This window comes from Coralloluteibacterium stylophorae (assembly GCF_018122625.2).
GTDB classification, from domain to species: domain Bacteria; phylum Pseudomonadota; class Gammaproteobacteria; order Xanthomonadales; family Xanthomonadaceae; genus Coralloluteibacterium; species Coralloluteibacterium stylophorae.
Genome location: NZ_JAGQFT020000005.1, coordinates 325,850 through 342,650, shown reverse-complemented (window position 1 = coordinate 342,650; position 16,801 = coordinate 325,850). Strand labels below are relative to the sequence as shown.

16 protein-coding genes are annotated in these 16,801 nt (G+C 71.2%); 4 read left to right on the top strand and 12 right to left on the bottom strand.

Annotation, left to right across the window (positions count from 1 at the left end; translation table 11 throughout):
- The first annotated feature begins 127 nt into the window (after window positions 1–127).
- The 3 genes from KB893_RS10025 (at window position 128) to KB893_RS10015 (ending at window position 2,379) form a co-directional block, all read left to right on the top strand.
- Window positions 128–409, top strand: coding sequence for a nitroreductase family protein (locus tag KB893_RS10025; protein WP_425491153.1), 282 nt, complete (start codon window positions 128–130; stop codon window positions 407–409).
- A 481-nt stretch (window positions 410–890) separates the two neighbouring features.
- Window positions 891–2,120, top strand: a complete 1,230-nt coding sequence (locus tag KB893_RS10020; protein WP_211925437.1) for a putative peptide maturation dehydrogenase — start codon at window positions 891–893, stop codon at window positions 2,118–2,120.
- A gap of 10 nt (window positions 2,121–2,130) precedes the next feature.
- Window positions 2,131–2,379 (top strand): NHLP-related RiPP peptide, encoded by a 249-nt coding sequence (locus tag KB893_RS10015; protein WP_211925438.1) that lies wholly within the window; start codon window positions 2,131–2,133, stop codon window positions 2,377–2,379.
- 21 nt (window positions 2,380–2,400) lie between these two features.
- Here KB893_RS10015 and KB893_RS10010 read toward each other — a convergent pair whose 3' ends face one another.
- From KB893_RS10010 to aceA, 3 genes are all read right to left on the bottom strand, one after another.
- Entirely contained in the window at window positions 2,401–4,950 is a 2,550-nt protein-coding gene (locus tag KB893_RS10010) for a putative peptide modification system cyclase (protein WP_211925439.1), read from the bottom strand.
- Between the two features lie 29 nt (window positions 4,951–4,979).
- On the bottom strand, window positions 4,980–5,993 hold the full coding sequence (locus KB893_RS10005) for a GGDEF domain-containing protein (protein WP_211925440.1): 1,014 nt from the start codon (window positions 5,991–5,993) through the stop codon (window positions 4,980–4,982).
- Between the two features lie 117 nt (window positions 5,994–6,110).
- Complete coding sequence (gene aceA, locus KB893_RS10000) at window positions 6,111–7,427, bottom strand: isocitrate lyase (protein ID WP_211925441.1); 1,317 nt, start codon at window positions 7,425–7,427, stop codon at window positions 6,111–6,113.
- Window positions 7,428–7,561: 134 nt separating this feature from the next.
- On the opposite strand from aceA, the gene KB893_RS09995 reads away from it, so the two are divergent.
- A complete protein-coding gene (locus KB893_RS09995) occupies window positions 7,562–8,530 on the top strand; it encodes a LysR family transcriptional regulator (RefSeq protein WP_211925442.1) in 969 nt (322 codons plus the stop codon).
- Here the strand turns inward: KB893_RS09995 and KB893_RS09990 are convergent.
- From KB893_RS09990 to oleC, 9 genes are all read right to left on the bottom strand, one after another.
- The gene (locus tag KB893_RS09990) at window positions 8,527–9,033 is read right to left on the bottom strand and encodes a hypothetical protein (protein WP_211925443.1); all 507 of its coding nucleotides are present in this window, start codon (window positions 9,031–9,033) and stop codon (window positions 8,527–8,529) included. The genes KB893_RS09995 and KB893_RS09990 overlap by 4 nt on opposite strands.
- A 15-nt stretch (window positions 9,034–9,048) precedes the next feature.
- Complete coding sequence (locus KB893_RS09985; protein WP_211925444.1) at window positions 9,049–9,675, bottom strand: hypothetical protein; 627 nt, start codon at window positions 9,673–9,675, stop codon at window positions 9,049–9,051.
- 163 nt (window positions 9,676–9,838) lie between these two features.
- Window positions 9,839–10,432, bottom strand: a complete 594-nt coding sequence (locus KB893_RS09980; RefSeq protein ID WP_211925445.1) for a lysophospholipid acyltransferase family protein — start codon at window positions 10,430–10,432, stop codon at window positions 9,839–9,841.
- Window positions 10,429–10,854, bottom strand: coding sequence for an alternative ribosome rescue aminoacyl-tRNA hydrolase ArfB (arfB, locus tag KB893_RS09975; protein ID WP_211925446.1), 426 nt, complete (start codon window positions 10,852–10,854; stop codon window positions 10,429–10,431). Before arfB ends, KB893_RS09980 begins: the two co-directional genes overlap by 4 nt.
- Window positions 10,855–10,934: 80 nt before the next feature.
- A complete protein-coding gene (locus KB893_RS09970; RefSeq protein ID WP_213173644.1) occupies window positions 10,935–11,702 on the bottom strand; it encodes a pseudouridine synthase in 768 nt (255 codons plus the stop codon).
- Between the two features lie 2 nt (window positions 11,703–11,704).
- A complete protein-coding gene (gene ubiB, locus KB893_RS09965) occupies window positions 11,705–13,381 on the bottom strand; it encodes a ubiquinone biosynthesis regulatory protein kinase UbiB (RefSeq protein ID WP_211925477.1) in 1,677 nt (558 codons plus the stop codon).
- A gap of 5 nt (window positions 13,382–13,386) precedes the next feature.
- Entirely contained in the window at window positions 13,387–14,040 is a 654-nt protein-coding gene (locus KB893_RS09960) for a ubiquinone biosynthesis accessory factor UbiJ (RefSeq protein WP_211925448.1), read from the bottom strand.
- Between the two features lie 60 nt (window positions 14,041–14,100).
- Window positions 14,101–15,093 carry a 2-alkyl-3-oxoalkanoate reductase gene (gene oleD, locus KB893_RS09955; RefSeq protein WP_211925449.1) on the bottom strand — a complete coding sequence of 331 codons (993 nt, stop codon included), beginning with the start codon at window positions 15,091–15,093 and terminating at the stop codon, window positions 14,101–14,103.
- Window positions 15,090–16,799: an olefin beta-lactone synthetase gene (gene oleC / locus KB893_RS09950; protein WP_211925450.1), complete on the bottom strand. Its 1,710-nt coding sequence runs from the start codon at window positions 16,797–16,799 to the stop codon at window positions 15,090–15,092. The genes oleD and oleC overlap by 4 nt, the downstream gene beginning before the upstream one ends.
- Window positions 16,800–16,801: the final 2 nt, after the last annotated feature.

Here is a 16,801-nt window from a genome sequence, read left to right as displayed (position 1 = left end):
TTCGCGCCGGCCTCGACCTCCTTGAGGATCCGCACGACCTGTTCCTCGGTGAACCGCGACTTCTTCATGTGAGCTCCTTCTGGGGGAACTCTACTTCCGACTGGCTCGAATCAACGAGGACGCTTCAGTGGCCCGCCCCCGTCGAAATCACTGGAAGTATCGCAGGCACGCGAAGGCTTACAAGGTGCTGATGCTCGACTCAGGGCATCTGAGTCAAACATTTTACCTCGCAGCGGCGAGCTTAGGCTTAGGCGCATTCTATACCGCCGCGCTCAACGACGGTGACTTCTGCGAACGGTTTGGTTTCGATCCCGCCGAACACGTCGTGATAGGCGCGAACGGCCTCGGTATCATTGATGAAGAGAAGCAAGAATTGCACTTCCTGCCGGAGCCGCTAACCGCGGCCTGACACTGCTCGACCACCTCCAACCACCTTCTCCCATGGGGAATTCGCATGCTCAGCCCAACGACAAGCATCCTTCGCGACCTCGCCACAAATGAGACCTTCCGCAGAAGGTTAACTACTGCACCTGCCTCGACGCTCCGCGAGCACGGACTGCACCTCCCACCTGAGGCGCTCCCAAGCCATGTATCGCTTCCGTCTCAGGCAGCTGTACGCGCGGCTTGCGATGCGTTAGATGTCGAGAATGCTGCGCCCATGGCCATTTTTCTGCTTTATAAGTAAGTTGCATGGTGAGATGCCGAGGCTGCAGATGGCAGGGTGATACGCCGACGGACCATCTGCAGCCCCCCTCTCCCACCAACGTAGGTGGTCCGAGCTCGCCAGCTCTAGTGCAGCGGCGATGAAAGGCACTTGCTTGGTGCCGCTATCACTCAAGACCCGCTTCCATTAGCATCGCGCGGCCGCTTTACGGGATAGGGGGTCCCGCATGCGCGTTCGACGGCGCCAGCCGTGCCAGATCGAGATCGACGACCGGCTGAGCCCGGACATCGGCGCCCTGCTGCGAGGGACCATGCGCCTCGACGCCGAGGTGCAGTGCCACCTGCTGTGCCCGGTCACCGGCGAGCGCATCGCGCTGTCCCGCGACGAACTCGCACTCATTGCCACCCTGGACGCGCGCGAGTGGGTCGACATCGACGCATTGGCCGCGCGCGGCCCCCTCGACGCCACCGCCATCGCCGCCCTCGCCGCGCGCGGCGGCCTGCTGAGCGACGCGGACACGCCCGCGGCGGAAGCGCTGCGCAAGGGCGAGGACGACCTGTACGCCGTGGGCTGGCATCCCCAGGCCGCGATCTTCCACGCGATGACGCGATGGTCGGGGGTGACGGGCGAAGGGGGAACCGGTGCGGATGACGAGGCGCGGTCGAGGCGGATGCACGAGATGGTCCGGCGACACGGATTGCCGCCGCCCCACTTCTTCGTTCGCGACGACGCTCTCGAACAGGTTCGGCTGCCAGTGCAGCCACCGACCTCGCTGGGCCAGGTTCTTGCGAGACGCTCGACGTCACGACACTTCGATGGCGAGGCTCACCTGCCCCTGGATGACCTCGCAGCAGTGCTGCAGGGGACGTTTGGCGTCCTCGGAACCAATGAGTTCATTCCCGGTGTCGCTGGCGTCCGCAAGACCAGCCCATCCGGCGGCAGCCTGCACCCGATCGAAGCCTACGTTCTAGCCCCGCGCGTCGCCGCGCTCGAGCCCGGCCTCTATCACTACTGCACGGCGACCCATGCATTGGGACTGCTCCGGCCTCTCGACGGATCCGACGCGCGCGCACTCGCGCTTCGGATGACCAGCGGCCAGACCTACTTCCAGAACGCGCATGCGCTGATCCTGCACGTCGCGCGAGGGGAGCGAAGCTTCTGGAAGTACCGGCGCCATGCCAAGGCCTACAAGGTCCTGTGCCTGGACTCGGGCCACCTGAGCCAGACGCTTTATCTCCTCGCTGCCGAACGCGGGCTGGGAGCCTTCTATACCGCCGCGATCAACGATGGCGATATCGAGGCGGAACTGGGCCTGGATCCCATTCGGGAACAGGTCATCGGAGCGAACGGCCTCGGCATCGTCAGCAAAGGCCCCAAGCACCTGAACCTGACTACCACCCCGTACTGCGCCACTTCGGCGCGGGACGGCCAGCACCTCACCCCACAGCACCGATAGGAGCGACACGATGCAGCAGAACGACAAGGCCAGGGAGCTTCTCGAGCGCCTGGCGCATGACGACGACTTCCGGGCGAGGTTCGAAGCCGATCCGATATCGGTCCTGCAGTCGCTCGGCGTCGAGGTGAATGACGAAGCCCGGCGGACTCTAGCCGCAGGGGAGCGTCGCCTGCCCTCCAAGGAAGAGATCGAAGGATCGCTCGACCAGATGGCGGCCGACCTGACCAGCAAGATGAACTACCTGCCGCATTGCTACTGACGCTACGGGCAGCGCGGACCACTACCGCGCTGCCATTCCCACCGGTTCGTCGGCGATCCGCTGCGAAGCGATCCGCCAGTTCACTACGTTCTCCGCTCGCAGCGCCCCCTGTCCCGCCCACTCGTACCACGCCCGCTCTGGCTGTGTCGCGATCAGGCGCAACTCCGCCGCCGCTTCGCCGGGCTTCCCTGCTGCCGACAGCGCGTCCGCCACGACCAAGCGTCCCGTCACCAGGGCACGCGTATCACGGTAGGGCTCCATGAGGCGCAGAGCCCGCTCGGGGCTCCGTTCCGCAAGGGCGACCTTCGCCCTGACGATCGCGTCCAGGTTCGCCAGAAATGCCGAGACGCGGAGCTGGTCGCCGTCCACGTCGTCCGCAAGCTGTAGCGCCTTTGCTCCCTGTCCGGCGTCGCAGTACAGGTATGCAGCCAGCAGAGTGTAGAGAACGGAGTCGCTCGGCGCCTTCTCCTGGCCCGCCAGATCGGCCAGCCTCCCTGCGAGTACGCCGAGCGAGGGAGCACCATCCGGTTGCATACGTGCCGCTGCCGCCAACGTCATCACCCGCAGGACCGCTGCGTGGACGGCAGCGGGCTCGGCGTCCCCGGATGGAGCATTGAGTGCGGCGACGCCCTCCAGCACTTCCTGCGCAAGACCGGCCTCGTCGTGCGAGGCGATCGCCACAGCAGTCCTCGCCATCGCATATCGGGCGGACTGGTCGGAACCGTTCGCGCTCATCGGGTCGAGGAGCCGGCGCGCGGCGGACGAATTTCCCTGCAGAACGGCGAGCGCTGCCGGGTATTCGTTCAAGCCCGTCATCCCGAGATCGTGCGCCCGGCGATAGCTCTCTTCCGCCTGAGCCGGGCGACCCTGCAACACTTCACCGGCCGCTCTCAGGTACAGCGCGACACGGACGACGGGGCTGTTGGCTCCAGCCGCGGCCGCCGCATACTCGCGCATCAGGTCATAGTCGTTCTCTGTGTCGGCGAACAGCGCGACGTTCAGGCTCGCAGCAGCGAAGTCCGGATACAGGTCCGCCAGCGCCTTCCATCGCATCACCGCGTCGGGCTGCGCCTCCAGCACCGCAAGATGAGCCAGCGCGTAGAGGCGTTCGCGCGCGGTCAGCCGGTCCTCCAGTTCGAGCGCTTTGCGTACCAGCGCCGTTGCCGCCGTGACTTCGTGCCGGGCCTGATGGATGCGCCCCAGGCCGATCCAGGCCATTGCGAAGCTGTCGTCGAGGGTCGTCGCCTGAAGATAGTGCTGCTCAGCCCGATCGAGGTCACCGCGGGCGAAGGCGCGCTGGCCCAGCGTATAGGCACGCAGCGCGTCGATATCGTCAGTGGTGGCCGACTCGAGGCGAGTGGCCAAGGCCGGCGTCGTCTTCGGCGCATCCCCGAGGTGTTCGCGCATTCGGTCCACCGCCCCACCGAGCGATGCGACGATGGTCGAGGGGGCCGACGCGGTGGCCAGCTCCGTGTGGACGACGGCTTGACTGGCCGGATCCAGCAACTGCAGTCCGACCTGCAGCCTCCCCCCCACCTCGGCCACCACCGGCAACACCACCGCCTTCGCCCCCTCGCGCTGCGCGATTTCGGCGGCGACGCTGCGATCGATCGGGGCACCGGGGTCGCGCTGCATGCGCTTGAGCGTGTCGCGCACGCGCAGGTCGGGCAGGACGTTGACGAAGTTCGACTGTTCGAGGCTGATGCGCAGGGCGGTCTCGAGGGAATCGTCGAAGCGGGGATCGCCGGTGAGGTTCTGCAGGTCGGCGAGCACGATCCAGTCGCGCTCCTGGAAGGCGATCGCGGGCGTGCTGCGCAGCGCGAAGAACATCACGCCCACCAGCACGGAGGCGGCGATCGCCTCCAGGATCATGGTCTGCGGGCGGCGCCACAGCGGCACCTCGCGCCGCGCCTTCGGCTGCGACGGCGGCGCGCGCAGCGGCGACAGGCCGGGGGCGCCGACCTCGTGCACCAGGGTCGGCGTCGTGGTGCCCTTGAAGCGATAGCGGCCGTGCGTGCGCCAGCGGACCTGCTCGGCGTCCGCGCCGAGCTCGGGCGCTGCGCGCTGGGCCAGGTTCTGCGCCATGCCCGACAGCAGGATCTGCCCGGGCAGGGCCAGCTGCATCAGGCGCGCGGCCACCGGCTTGGCCAGGCCCTCGACCTCGACCGGCTTGGCGCCGACCGCCACCGCCTCCGGCGCGTTGTCCCAGACCAGCACGTCGCCGACATGGATGCCGACGCGCGCGGCGAGTTCGACGCCCTCCTCGGCCGACAGCTCGCGTAGCCCGCGCTGGTAGGCCAGGGCGAAGGCGACGGCCCGGATCGGCCGGTCGAACAGCGCCAGGCAGCCGTCGGACTTGTCGATGAGGCGGCCGGCATGGGCCTCGAGCAGGCCGAGCAGGAGGCGGTCGTGGGCGCGCATCAGCTCCACCGCGCGGCGGTCGCCCACGCGCTCGATGAGCGCGGTGGAATCCGCCAGATCGCACAACAGCACGGTACGCAGCTGTGCGACCGCATCCGCGCCGGGCGACGCCGGCCGCACCTGCCCATCCAAGCCCATGACCGCTTCCATGTCCCTCTCCCCGCCGCGCCCGTGCGCGGCTACTCGATGCGCCAGTTCCCGCCGTCGGTGCCGCGCGCGCGGAGCAGGACCGCGTCGGCGTGGCTGTACCAGTGCGACCAGTCCTCGGCCGGATCGCAGAACACCCCGCCGATGCTCACGCCCAGCCGCTCGCCTGCGAGCGCGGGCAGGCTCAGCGCGCGCACGGCGGTGCTGAGGCTGATCGCCCGGTTCGCGAGGTCGCCCTCGTCCACCACCGACAGGATCAGCGCGAATTCGTCGCCGCCGAGCCGGCACGGCAGGTCGAACGGCCCCGCCTGGCCGCGCACCGCCTCGGCGACGGCGCGCAGCGCGCTGTCGCCGGCGAGATGGCCGTGGGTGCGGTTGAGCCGCTTGAAATGGTCGATGTCGATGAGCAGCAGCGCGCGCTGCATGTCCGGTGACGCATAGCGCGCGGCATCCTCCAGGTACGAGTACAGGCCGCGTCGGTTGGCCAGGCCGGTGAGGTCGTCGCTGCGCACCAGCTGCTGCGCCAGGCTCAGCTCGCTGCGGGTCTGGCGCAGGGCGTCGAGCGCGCGCATCAGGTCCTCGTTGCGACGGCGCAGGCCATGCAGGAGCTGGTTCTCGCCGGCCACGAGGTAGGAGAAGCCGGCGCGCATGAAGCGCGCCATGCCGCGCGGCGCCTGCTCGAGCAGGTCGTCGAAGGCGGCCACGTCGATCTCGCGCAGGCTGCAGTCGCTCTCGGCGATCGCGTCCGCGGTGCGCAGGTGCTCGCCCAGGAACACCGCCAGCTCGCCGAAGTACCGGCCGGGCTCGAGCAGCTTGTCGGCCATGTCGTCGCCGAAGCACAGGCGTACCTCGCCGGCCTCGAGCAGGAACATGCTGCGGCCGTGCTCGCCGCGGCGGAACAGGGTGTCGCCGGCGAGCACGTGCAGCACCGCGCCGGCACCGGCGAACAGCGCCCGCTCGCTCTCGGGCAGGCGGCGCGGCCCGGCCAGGCGCTCGCCCGGCTGGAACGCCGCTTCCGCTGCGACATCGTCCGCCTCGTCCTGCACGCGCATCTCCCCCGGGGTCGGGCGAGTCTACTCCGGAAATCGGGCGGTTTCCCCCGCACCCGGAGGCGCGGCGGGACGGGCGGCGCGAGCGTCGCCCGTCCCCGATTCGCGCGCCGCTCAGGCCGCGGCGCGTCCATCCTTCTTCGCCGGGGAGTCGCCGTGGAACTGCTCCTCCTCGGTGGAGCCGGTCAGCGCCGTGGTCGAGGACGCGCCCTTCTGGATTGCCTGGGTCACCGCGTCGAAGTAGCCGGTGCCCACCTCGCGCTGGTGCTTGACCGCGGTGAAACCCTGCGCGGCGGCGGCGAACTCCGCTTCCTGCAGCTCGACGAAGGCCTTCATCTGCTCGCGCGCATAGCCGTGGGCGAGGTGGAACATCGAGTAGTTCAGCGCGTGGAAGCCGGCCAGGGTGATGAACTGGAACCGGTAGCCGTAGGACGCGATCTCGCGCTGGAACCTGGCGATCGTGGCGTCGTCGAGGTTCTTCTTCCAGTTGAAGCTGGGCGAACAGTTGTAGGCGAGCATCTTGCCGGGGAACTTCGCGTGGATCGCCTCGGCGAACCTGCGTGCGAACTCCAGGTCCGGCTTGCCGGTCTCGCACCACACCAGGTCGGCATAGGGCGCGTAGGCCAGGCCGCGGCTGATCGCCTGATCGAGCCCCTTGCGGGTCTTGTAGAAGCCCTCGACCGTGCGCTCGCCGGTGCAGAAGGGCTTGTCGTTGTCGTCGATGTCGGAGGTCAGGAGGTCGGCGGCCTCGGCATCGGTACGCGCCACCAGCAGGGTCGGCACGCCGCAGACGTCCGCCGCCAGGCGCGCAGCGTTGAGCTTCTCGACCGCCTCGCGGGTCGGCACCAGCACCTTGCCGCCCATGTGCCCGCACTTCTTGACCGAAGCCAGCTGGTCCTCGAAGTGCACGCCGGCGGCGCCGGCCTCGATCATCGCCTTCATCAGCTCGAAGGCGTTCAGCACGCCGCCGAAGCCGGCCTCGGCGTCGGCCACGATCGGCTGCAGGAAATCGATGTCGTCGCGCCCTTCCGCGTGCTGCAGCTGGTCGGCGCGCAGCAGGGTGTTGTTGATTCGCCTGACCACCGCCGGCACCGAATCGGCCGGGTACAGCGACTGGTCGGGGTACATCTGCCCGGCGAGGTTGGCGTCCGCGGCCACCTGCCAGCCGGACAGGTAGATCGCCTTCAGGCCCGCCTTGACCTGCTGCATGGCCTGGTTGCCGGTCAGCGCGCCCAGCGCGTTGACGAAGTCCTCCGTGTGCAGGTGGCTCCAGAGCTTCTCGGCGCCGAGGCGGGCGAGCGAATGCTCCACGTGCACCGTGCCGCGCAGGCGCACCACGTCGTCGGCGCTGTAGTCGCGCTGGATGCCGGACCAGCGCGGATCGCTGGACCAGCTCTGCTGCAGTTCGTTGGCGTCGTGCGGGGTGCCCATGGTCGTCTCCTCGAAGCCGCGGCGGCGGCACTGGTCGATGAGGCGAAGCTAGGCCTCGAGCGCCAGCTTTGACAAAGCAAATATTTGAATGGAACCTATTTGCTCATCAAATATTCTCGCGCGGACAAAGAGTTATGTCGCCCCGGACAGCGCGCAGCGCCCGCTACTACTACAAATCCGATCGCCTGAAGCCGCTGCGCGCGTTCTGCCAGGTGGCCCGGCTCGGCTCGGTCAGCCGGGCCGCTGACGCGCTGTTCCTCAGCCAGCCCGCGGTGAGTCTGCAGCTCCAGGCACTGGAGCGCGACTACGGCGTGCCGCTGTTCGAACGCATCGGCCGCCGCCTCAACCTGACCGCGGCCGGGGAGACGCTCTACGACATGGCACGTCCGCTGGTGGACGGCATCGACGGCCTCGAATCGGCATTCCGCGACCGGCTGCAGACCATGTCCGCCGGCCGCCTCGACATCGCCTGCGGCAACTCCACCCTGCTCTACCTGATGCCGCCCCTGGTCGCTGCCTACCGGGCGGCCCATGCGGACGTCGCGCTGCGCCTGCACACGGTCACCGGCCCGGAAGGCCTGGCGATGCTGCGCGCCGACGAGGTCGACTTCGCGGTCGGCGCCGTGCCCGACGTGCCGGGCGACGTGATCTATGCGCCGGTGCACGTCTACGACCCGATGCTGATCACGCCGAAGGGGCATCCGCTGGCCTCGATCCCGCACCCGCGCCTGGAGGATCTCTCCGGCCATGGGCTGGTGATGCCGCCGCAGCACCTGACCACCTACCGCCAGGTCGACTACACCTTCCAGCGCGCGCGGGTGCCCTACACGGTGGCGATGGAGGCCAGCGGCGGCTGGGAGGTGATCAAGCAGTACGTCGCCATGGGCCTGGGGATCAGCATCGTCAGCGGGATCTGCCTGGGCGAGGCCGACCGCGACCGGCTCGAGGCGCGCAGCCTCGCCGAGCACTTTCCGCAGCGCAGCTACGGCGTGGTCGTGCGCAAGGGGCGCTACCTGAGCCAGCAGGCGCGCGACTTCATCGAACTGCTCCGACCCGGCCTGCTCGCCCGCGACAGCAGCGAGGGCGGCCCGTCGGAGCGTTAGATCCCGTCATCGCCCGACGCGGCCCGTGCCAGCGCCGCGCGCAGCGCCGGCGCGTTGCCCGTCTCGAGCGGCCAGCCCTGAACCCTTTCGAGCACCGTCCCCTCACGCAGGATGACGAAGGTCGGCGTCTCCACCCGGGACACGCCAGGTAGGACACGCGCATCGGAAATCAGCGCCATCGGCATCTGCGGGTGGCTGCGGTTCCACTCGCGCACGCTCGCGACCTCGTCGAGCCCGGTCGGCTGCACCAGCCACACCGTGCGCTCGCCGCTGCGGAGAAGCGCAAGCGTCGGATCCGCGGCGATGTCCTCGGCGGCCGCGATGGAATAGCGGCAGAAGGGACTCGCCAGGACCAGCACCTCCAGGTGCCCGGCCTCCACGACATCGGCCCGCAGCGCATCGCCGGACTCCGGCCACCAGATCCGGGGCGCAGCCGGATCGATGGCTGCGGCCATCGCCCCGGCGCCCACCAGACGCGGTACCGGTGGCCCGGCCTCGCGCACGGCATGCCCACGCAGCTAGACGGCGGCGGGCATCTCCCCGGCCACGAACAGTGCATCGGCGGCCTCGAACCAGTCGCGATCGCCGGCGAGGCCCCGACCGTCCATCTCCGCCAGCACACCCCCCAGCAAGGTGCCGTTGCGCCCATCGCGGATGACATCCGCACGATCGAGCGCCGCATGCAGGAGCACCGTCAGGTCGCGGTCCGAGACCTCCGCGTAGCGCGCCGATGCGAACCAGCGCCCGAACAGCGCATCGAAGCTTGACGCATCCATCGCGACCGCGCCCGCTGCCGCCGCCTCCGTCTGCGCAGCCACGAAGCGGTCATAGCGCATCTCGATCTCGGTAGGGACGCCCAGGGCGCGCCGCGCTCCCGACGCAGGCCACTCCGGTGGCCGTGCGCGCCAGGTGAGACTCTCCACCGGGCGGTCGACGCCGAACAGGGCCCATACCGCCGCGGCCTCCTTCGGCGCGAGCTCCCACTCGATGTCCCGTGCCGAGATCGAAATCAGGCCGCGTTCGTTGCAGGCTAGGGAATCGAGGAAACGCCGGTAGGCGAGCGGCGAGAGCCGTCGCAGCGGCGAGTCGCCGCCGTCGAGATGACGCGCGAGATCGGCGTCGGATGCGATGGCAGGCGCGGGCACGTCCGCTCCACGCGCGGCGACCGCGCCGAGCGTCAGGGCGAGTGCAAGCCCGTAGAGCCATCGCGTCCTCGCCATCCGGCATCCTCCCTGCACCGTCGACGCACAGGATGCCATGGCAACGCCCCGGCGACCGCACGGACGCGCTGGCTGGTTCGCTCGGGCCTCAGACCGTCCCGCGGCGCTTGCCGACCCAGGGCGCGTAGAAGGCGCGGATCCGGGCCATGTCGGCGACGGGGTCGTCGCTCGGTTCGAACAGCGGGCCGAAGCCGATGGTGCGTTCGGGATAGTGGAAGTAGGCGCAGACGATGGGTACGCCGGCGGCGCGCGCGATGTGCCAGAAGCCGGACTTCCAGTGCTCGACCTGGCTGCGCGTGCCTTCGGGGGTGAGGCCGAACCACATCTGCGGCGCGGCGCGCATGCGCTCGGCGACCTGGCGCACCAGCGCGCCGGCGCTGCGCCGGTCGACCGCCATGAAGCCCATGCGCCGGAGCAGGCCGCCGACCGGCCAGAAGAACAGCTCGCGCTTGGCGACGAAGGTCACCTGCAGGCCGAGCGCGAGCTTGGCGAGGAAGCCGAACAGGCCGTCCCAGTTGGACGAATGCGGGGCCACGATCACCACCGCCCTGGGCACGTCCGGGATCGCGCCGGCGAAGCGCCAGCCGGCGAGCGCGAGGCCACGCCGGCCCACCCAGCGCCAGAACCGCGAATGCGACTGCGGGACCTGCGACGGCGTCGGGATCATGTGCGGTGCACTCATGCGTCGCTGCTCCAGCCACGGCCGCGCCCGCGCTTGATCTGCGCGCGCCCCTTCTTCTCGGTGATGCGCCGTTCCTTCGAGGCGCGGGTCGGGCGCGTGGCGATGCGCGCCTTCGGCACGTGCAGGCCGGCGGCGAGGATGGCGGCGAGGCGTTCGCGCGCGTCCTCGCGGTTGCGCTCCTGGGTGCGGAAGCGCTGCGCACTGATCACCAGCACGCCCTCGTCGGTGAGGCGCCGGTCGCGCCGCGCGAGCAGGCGCGCGCGCAGGCCATCCGGCAGCGACGGCGAGTTCGCGACGTCGAAACGCAGCTCCACGGCGGTCGCCACCTTGTTGACGTTCTGCCCGCCGGGGCCGCTGGCGCGCACGAAGCGTTCGGCGAGCTCCTCGTCGGGAATGTGCAGACCGGGACAGATCTCGAGCATCGGGTGGGCGCGGTGGTCCTTGAACCGGATAGTGTGCGGCCACGATGGCAGCCGTGTCCGCTGCGCGGAATGAAGAGGCTTCACGGCGCGGCCGCGCCATCCATCGGCGCCGCGTCCAGCAGGGCCGGATCGAGCCCCAGGCGCTCGCACAGGCGCCGCCATTCCGCGTCCGGCGGCGCGGTCACCACGAGCCGCGCGCCGGAGACCGGATGCGCGAAGCCCAGCTGCCAGGCGTGCAGCAGCATGCGGTGCACGCCGAGCTGCATCCGCGCGATGCGGTTGCGGCGGCCGTCGCCGTGGCTGCTGTCGCCGACCAGGTGGTGCATGGCGTGCTTGAGATGGCGGCGGATCTGCCGCCAGCGCCCGGTCTCGGGCCGGCAGCGCAGGAGCGAGAAGCGCGTGGTCTCGAAGCCGCCGGACGGCACCGGCAGCTCGGCGGTCGCCAGGCGCTCGAAGTGGGTCAGCGCCGGCTTCTTCTCGGGCTTGCCGGGCCCGCCGTCGAGCGGGTGGTCGACGCTGAAGCGCGCCTCCGGCCAGCCGCGGCACAGCGCGAGGTAGGTCTTGTCGACCCCGCGCGCCATGAACGCGCGGCCGAGCTCGGCGGCGATCCCGCGGTCGAAGGCGACCAGCAGGCAGCCGCTGGTGGCGCGGTCGAGCCGGTGCGCGAGGAAGACATCGGCACCGAACTGGCGCCGCAGCCGGTCGAGCGCGAAGTCGCTCTCGCCGCGCGCCATCGGACTGGCATGCGCCATCAGTCCGTTCGGCTTGTCGACCACGGCCAGGACCGCGTCCCGGTACAGCACCGGCAGCGCCCATGGCGCATCGGCCTCGGCCACGCGCACCGCCATGCTCAGCGCCGGCGCGGCCAGGCGGCGAAGAAAGCGCCGAACGCGCCGGCGCCGCACACCCAGCTCGCCACCGGCACGCCCCACCATGCCGGGCCGCCGCTCTCGAACGCCAGCAGCACCGCGCCGGTGATGAGCAGGCCGGCGCCGGCGATCGAATACACCACGTGGCGCTGCGCGACCTCGGCCATCGCCGCGATGCGCTGCAGGTCGACCGAGCGCATGCGCAGCTCGTGGCGGCCCTCGACCTGCTGGGTCAGCCACTGGTTGAGCAGGTGCGGGATCTCAGGGCCGCGGGTGACCAGCTCGGGCATGCGCCGGCGCAGTTCCTTCAGGATCTGCTTTGGGCTGTAGCGCTCGCGCAGGATGCGGTCGAGCACCGGCCGCGCCTCGGCCCAGATGTCGAGCTGCGGATCGAGCAGGCGGCCGACGCCCTCGATGTTGAGCAGCGTCTTCTGCAGCAGGATCAGCTGCGGCTGGATGGTGAGCTCGTAGCGGCGCGCGGTGCGGAACAGCTTCATCAGCACCTCGCCCAGCGAGATCTCCGACAGCGGCCGGGTGAAGTAGGGCTCGCACACCGCGCGCGTCGCGGCCTCGAGTTCGTCGATGCGGATGTGGCCCGGCATCCAGCCGGCCTCGACGTGCAGCTCGGCGATGCGGCGGTAGTCCTGGTGGAAGATCGCGGAGAAGTTCTCGGCGAGGTAATACTGATCCTCCTGCGAGAGCTGGCCCATGATCCCGAAGTCCAGCGCGATGAAACGCGGGTTGTCGCGGCGCGCGGGATCGGTGTCGACCCAGATGTTGCCGGCATGCGCATCGGCGTGGAAGAAGTTGTCGCGGAACACCTGCGTGTAGAACACCCGCACGCCCTTCGCGGCGAGGCGCTTGCGGTCGATGCCGGCGGCGTCCAGCCTCGCGACGTCGTCGGAGGGGATGCCGTACACGCGTTCGAGCGTCAGCACGCGCTCGGCGGTGTGGCTCCAGAACACCTCCGGCACGTAGAGGTCGTCCGAACCCAGCCACTTGCGCCGCAGCACGCTCGCGTTGGCGCCCTCGCGCTGCAGGTCGAGTTCGGCGGCGAGCGTGGCCTCGATCTCGGCCACCACCTCCAGCGGCCGGATCTTGTCGGCGTTCGGGTGGTGGCGCTGGGCGACCGTCGCCAGGCCGCGCAGCAGCGCGATGTCGGCATCGATCTGGCGCGCGATGCCCGGGCGCACGACCTTGACCACGACCTCCCTGCCCGGCAGTCCGTCGCGCCCGGGCAGGCAGGCGGCGTGGACCTGGGCGATCGAGGCCGAAGCCAGCGGCTCGGTGTCGAAGCGCTCGTACAGCACCTCGACCGGCTGGCCCAGCGCCCGCTCGACCAGGCTGCGCGCGACCTCGCCCGGGAACGGCGCCACCCGGTCCTGCAGGTGCGAGAGCTCGTCGGCGATGTCGGGCGGCACGATGTCGCGGCGGGTCGAGAGGATCTGCCCGAACTTGACGAAGATCGGCCCCAGCTCCTGCAGCACCATGCGCAGGCGCGCGCCGCGCGAGAGTGCCTGCACCTCGGGCGAGGCCTTGGGCACGAACGGCCGCACCAGGGCGATCCAGCGCTCCAGCGGCGTGCCGTCGAGCAGCGCGTCGAGGCGGTAGCGGGCGACCACGCGCAGGATGCGCAGCACCCGCAGCCAGGGTTGCAGGCGCCTCACTGCATGCCTCCCGGCGCACGTGCGCGCAGGCGTGCAAGCCGTGCCTCGAGCCGGTCGACGCGTTCGCGCAGCGCGTCGACGTCGTCGTTGAAGGCGCCGACCTCGGCCTTGGCGACCACGTCGCGCGACTCCTCGGTGAGGAACTCGGCGCCGTCGCGGGCCAGCGTCTTCGCCGTGCGCAGGCCGCCGCGCAAGGCCATCGCGATGCCGCGCGCGAGCTGGTGGCCGAGGACCTCGCCGAACGCCGCCGTCAGCGGCCGCTCCCAGTCCGGATCGAACTGCTCGGCCAGCCGCTGCAGGCGGCGCGCGAGGTCGGCATCGCCGGAGATGCGCACGCGATGGCGCGCGTCGCCGGCGTCGCCCGCGCGGCCGCCGAGGCGGGCGACCATGCCGGCCAGGGTGGCGCGCACCGAGAGGTCGGGCTCGGCCTCGTCCTCGCGCACCGGCCCGACCACCAGCCGTCCGCCGCGCACGGTCAGCGCGAGCGCCAGCGGCGGCGAGGCCAGGTGCAGGGTGATGCGGCGGCCGTCGAGCCGCGCCAGCGCGGCGCGCGTGTCGGGATCCAGCGCGATCACGCGGTCCAGGGCGGCCTCGAGGGCGCGGCCGGCGAGCGGCTTCCAGTTGGGGAGGAACGGCAGGCGTGACGTCATGCCCGGCATTCTAATGTGCGACGGTGAAGGCTCCGGGCGCGTTGCGCGCCGATGTCGTCCTCAGCCGCGCCAGGCGGCGGCGAGGCGGGCCAGGCCCTCGTCGAGGCGGACGTGCGGGCGGTAGCCGAAATCGCGCGTGGCCGGCGCCATGTCGTACCAGTGCGTGGTGGCGAGCTGCTCGGCGAGGAAGCGCGTCATCGGGGGCTCGCCCGCGAGCGGCAGCAGCGCCCAGGCGGCTTCGAGCAGCGCGCCCGCGGCGTAGGCGACGCCGAACGGGATGCTGCCCTCGGCCGGCGGCGCGCCGGCGGCGCGCAGGAGCGCGTTGACGATCTCGCGCACCGGGCGCGGCTCGCCGTTGGAGATGAAGTAGGCGCGGCCGGCGCAGGCGGCGCCGGGAGCGAGGTGTTCGAACGCGTCGAAGTGCGCCTGCGCCGCGTTGTCGATGTAGGTCGTATCGATCAGGTTGTCGCCGCCGCCGACGAAGCGCAGCCGTCCGGCGCGCGCGCGCTCGACCAGGCGCGGCAGCAGCTGGTTGTCGCCCGGGCCCCAGATCAGGCGCGGACGCAGGGCGACGGTGGCGAGCCCGGCTCCGTTCGCGGCCAGCACGTGCTGCTCGGCGGTCTTCTTGCTCGCCGCGTAGGGCGCTTTCAGGTGCTCGCCGTAGGGCACCTCGGCGGCGGTGCCGCCCTCGACCGGATGGGTGGCGCGATGGGTGACGCTGGGGGTCGAGGTGTAGACCAGGCGCTGCACGCCCTGCGCCCGGCAGGCGGCGATGACGTTGTCGGTGCCGACGACGTTGGCGCGGTGGTAGCTCGCATGGCTGCCGGACGCGCCGGCCTTGGCCGCGTTGTGGAAGACCGCGGCCTGCCCCGCGCAGGCCGCACGGACCGCATCGGCGTCGGCGAGATCGCCCTGCACCTGGCGCACGCCGAGCGCGTCCAGCGCCGGGTACTGCCCGCGGTTGAAGCTGGTGACCGCATGCCCGCGCTCGACCAGCCCCCGGCACAGGGCCTGGCCGAGGAAGCCGCCGCCGCCGGTGACCAGCACCTTCATGCCGGGCGCGGCAGCCGCTTCGCCGCCCAGGCCGCCAGCGCCTCCCGCCCGATCTTGGCGTTGTGGCGGATGTCGACCGGGAACCGCGGATGCCGCAGCAGGGTGCGCACCGGCGCGCTGCGCAGGTGGCTGCCGCCGAGTTCGAGCAGTTCCGCCTCGATGCGCCGCCAGTGCCGCGCGGCGTCGACGCCGGCTTCCAGCTCCACGCACAGCACCGGGCGCTGCGCACCGCGCCGGCCGACGCCGACCAGGGCGGTGCGCCTGACCTCGGGGTGCAGGTCGAAGATCGGCTCGACCTGGTCGGTGTAGAGCGGTCCGGTCCCGCTCTCGACCCGGTGCGCCTTGCGCCCGCAGAACCACAGCCGGCCCTCGCCGTCGCGCCAGGCCAGGTCGCCCATGCGGTGCACGATGCGCGTGCCGGCGGCGGTGCGCTCGGCGATCTTGGCCAGCGCGGTGGCCTCGGGCCGGTTGAAGTAGGCGTCGGTGGCGGTCGGGCCGGCGACGGTGATCTCGCCGACCTCGCCATCGGCGACCTCGACCGCCTCGTCCCAGCCCGCGATCGCCGCGTCGGTGACCTGGATCAGGCGCACGCTGTTGCCGGCCACCGGGCGGCCGATGCAGGTACCGAAGCCGCGCTCGGTCATGGCGCGCGTGGCGGCCAGCTCCCGGCTCTCGATCGCGGCGACGGGCAGGCATTCGGTGGCACCGTAGGGCGTCCACACCTGCGCATCGGCCGGCAGCAGCTCGCGCATGCGCGCCACCGTGGCGGCGGGAACCGGCGCACCCGCCGAAGTGACGGTGCGGATCGTGGGCAGCGGCGCACCGTGCGCGGCGAGCACCTTGAGCAGGGCCGGCGAACCGAACAGCTGGGTGGCGCCGAAGCGCGCGATCGCGTCGTGCAGGCGGCGCGGGTCGGCCTTGGCCGGCCGGGTCGGATCCATGTCCGGGATCACACCGGTCAGGCCCAGCGCCGGGTCGAACAGCGCGAACGGCGGGAAGGTCGGCAGGTCGACGCCGCCTGCGGCCATGCCGAAGGCGTCGCGCAGCATGTCGACCTGGGCGACGAAGTGGCGGTGCCGGTAGACCACGCCCTTGGGCACGCCGGTCGAGCCCGAGGTGAACAGGATGGCGGCGACCTCGTCGGGCATCGTCGCCACCAGCTGCGACGCGGCGCCGACGCCGGCCGCCTCCACCTGCGCCAGCGTCGGCCCGCCCCAGGGCAGCCTCGCGCCGACGGTGATCTGGATCGTGGCGCTGGTCGCCCAGCGCAGCAGCACGCGCGCGGTCTGCGCCAGCGGGATGCCGATGAAGGCATGGGGTTCGGCCTCGGCCAGGCACTGCCGCAGCGCGCGCTTGTCGATGCCGGGGTCGACCAGCACCGGCACCACGCCCGCCTTGAACAGCGCGAACATGACCAGGAAGAACTCCGGCCCCGGACGCACCATCACCACCGTGCGCATGCCGCGCACGATGCCGCAGCGGGCGAGTCCGGCGGCGATGGCGTCGGAGCGGCGGTCGAGCTCGGCGTAGGTCAGCGCGAGGTCGTAGCGGGCGAAGCCGTGCAGGTTGCGGTGCCGTCCCGGGCAGCGCAGGGCGATGCGCTCCGGCGCCGCCGCCGCCATCCGCGGCAGCACCGCCGCGATGTTGCAGGCGCCGGCGCCGGCGTCCGTCGGAGCAGCGGACGCCGCCGCGGACGACGCCGCCATGC

Bases quoted from the DNA above. Each gene is read 5' to 3' on its own strand.
- KB893_RS10020 (WP_211925437.1), top strand. From the start codon at position 891: ATGCGCGTTCGACGGCGCCAGCCGTGCCAGATCGAGATCGACGACCGG.
- KB893_RS10015 (WP_211925438.1), top strand. From the start codon at position 2,131: ATGCAGCAGAACGACAAGGCCAGGGAGCTTCTCGAGCGCCTGGCGCAT.
- KB893_RS10010 (WP_211925439.1), bottom strand. From the start codon at position 4,950: ATGGAAGCGGTCATGGGCTTGGATGGGCAGGTGCGGCCGGCGTCGCCC.
- aceA (WP_211925441.1), bottom strand. From the start codon at position 7,427: ATGGGCACCCCGCACGACGCCAACGAACTGCAGCAGAGCTGGTCCAGC.
- KB893_RS09995 (WP_211925442.1), top strand. From the start codon at position 7,562: ATGTCGCCCCGGACAGCGCGCAGCGCCCGCTACTACTACAAATCCGAT.
- KB893_RS09980 (WP_211925445.1), bottom strand. From the start codon at position 10,432: ATGAGTGCACCGCACATGATCCCGACGCCGTCGCAGGTCCCGCAGTCG.
- arfB (WP_211925446.1), bottom strand. From the start codon at position 10,854: ATGCTCGAGATCTGTCCCGGTCTGCACATTCCCGACGAGGAGCTCGCC.
- KB893_RS09970 (WP_213173644.1), bottom strand. From the start codon at position 11,702: ATGGCGGTGCGCGTGGCCGAGGCCGATGCGCCATGGGCGCTGCCGGTG.
- KB893_RS09960 (WP_211925448.1), bottom strand. From the start codon at position 14,040: ATGACGTCACGCCTGCCGTTCCTCCCCAACTGGAAGCCGCTCGCCGGC.
- oleD (WP_211925449.1), bottom strand. From the start codon at position 15,093: ATGAAGGTGCTGGTCACCGGCGGCGGCGGCTTCCTCGGCCAGGCCCTG.
- oleC (WP_211925450.1), bottom strand. From the start codon at position 16,799: ATGGCGGCGTCGTCCGCGGCGGCGTCCGCTGCTCCGACGGACGCCGGC.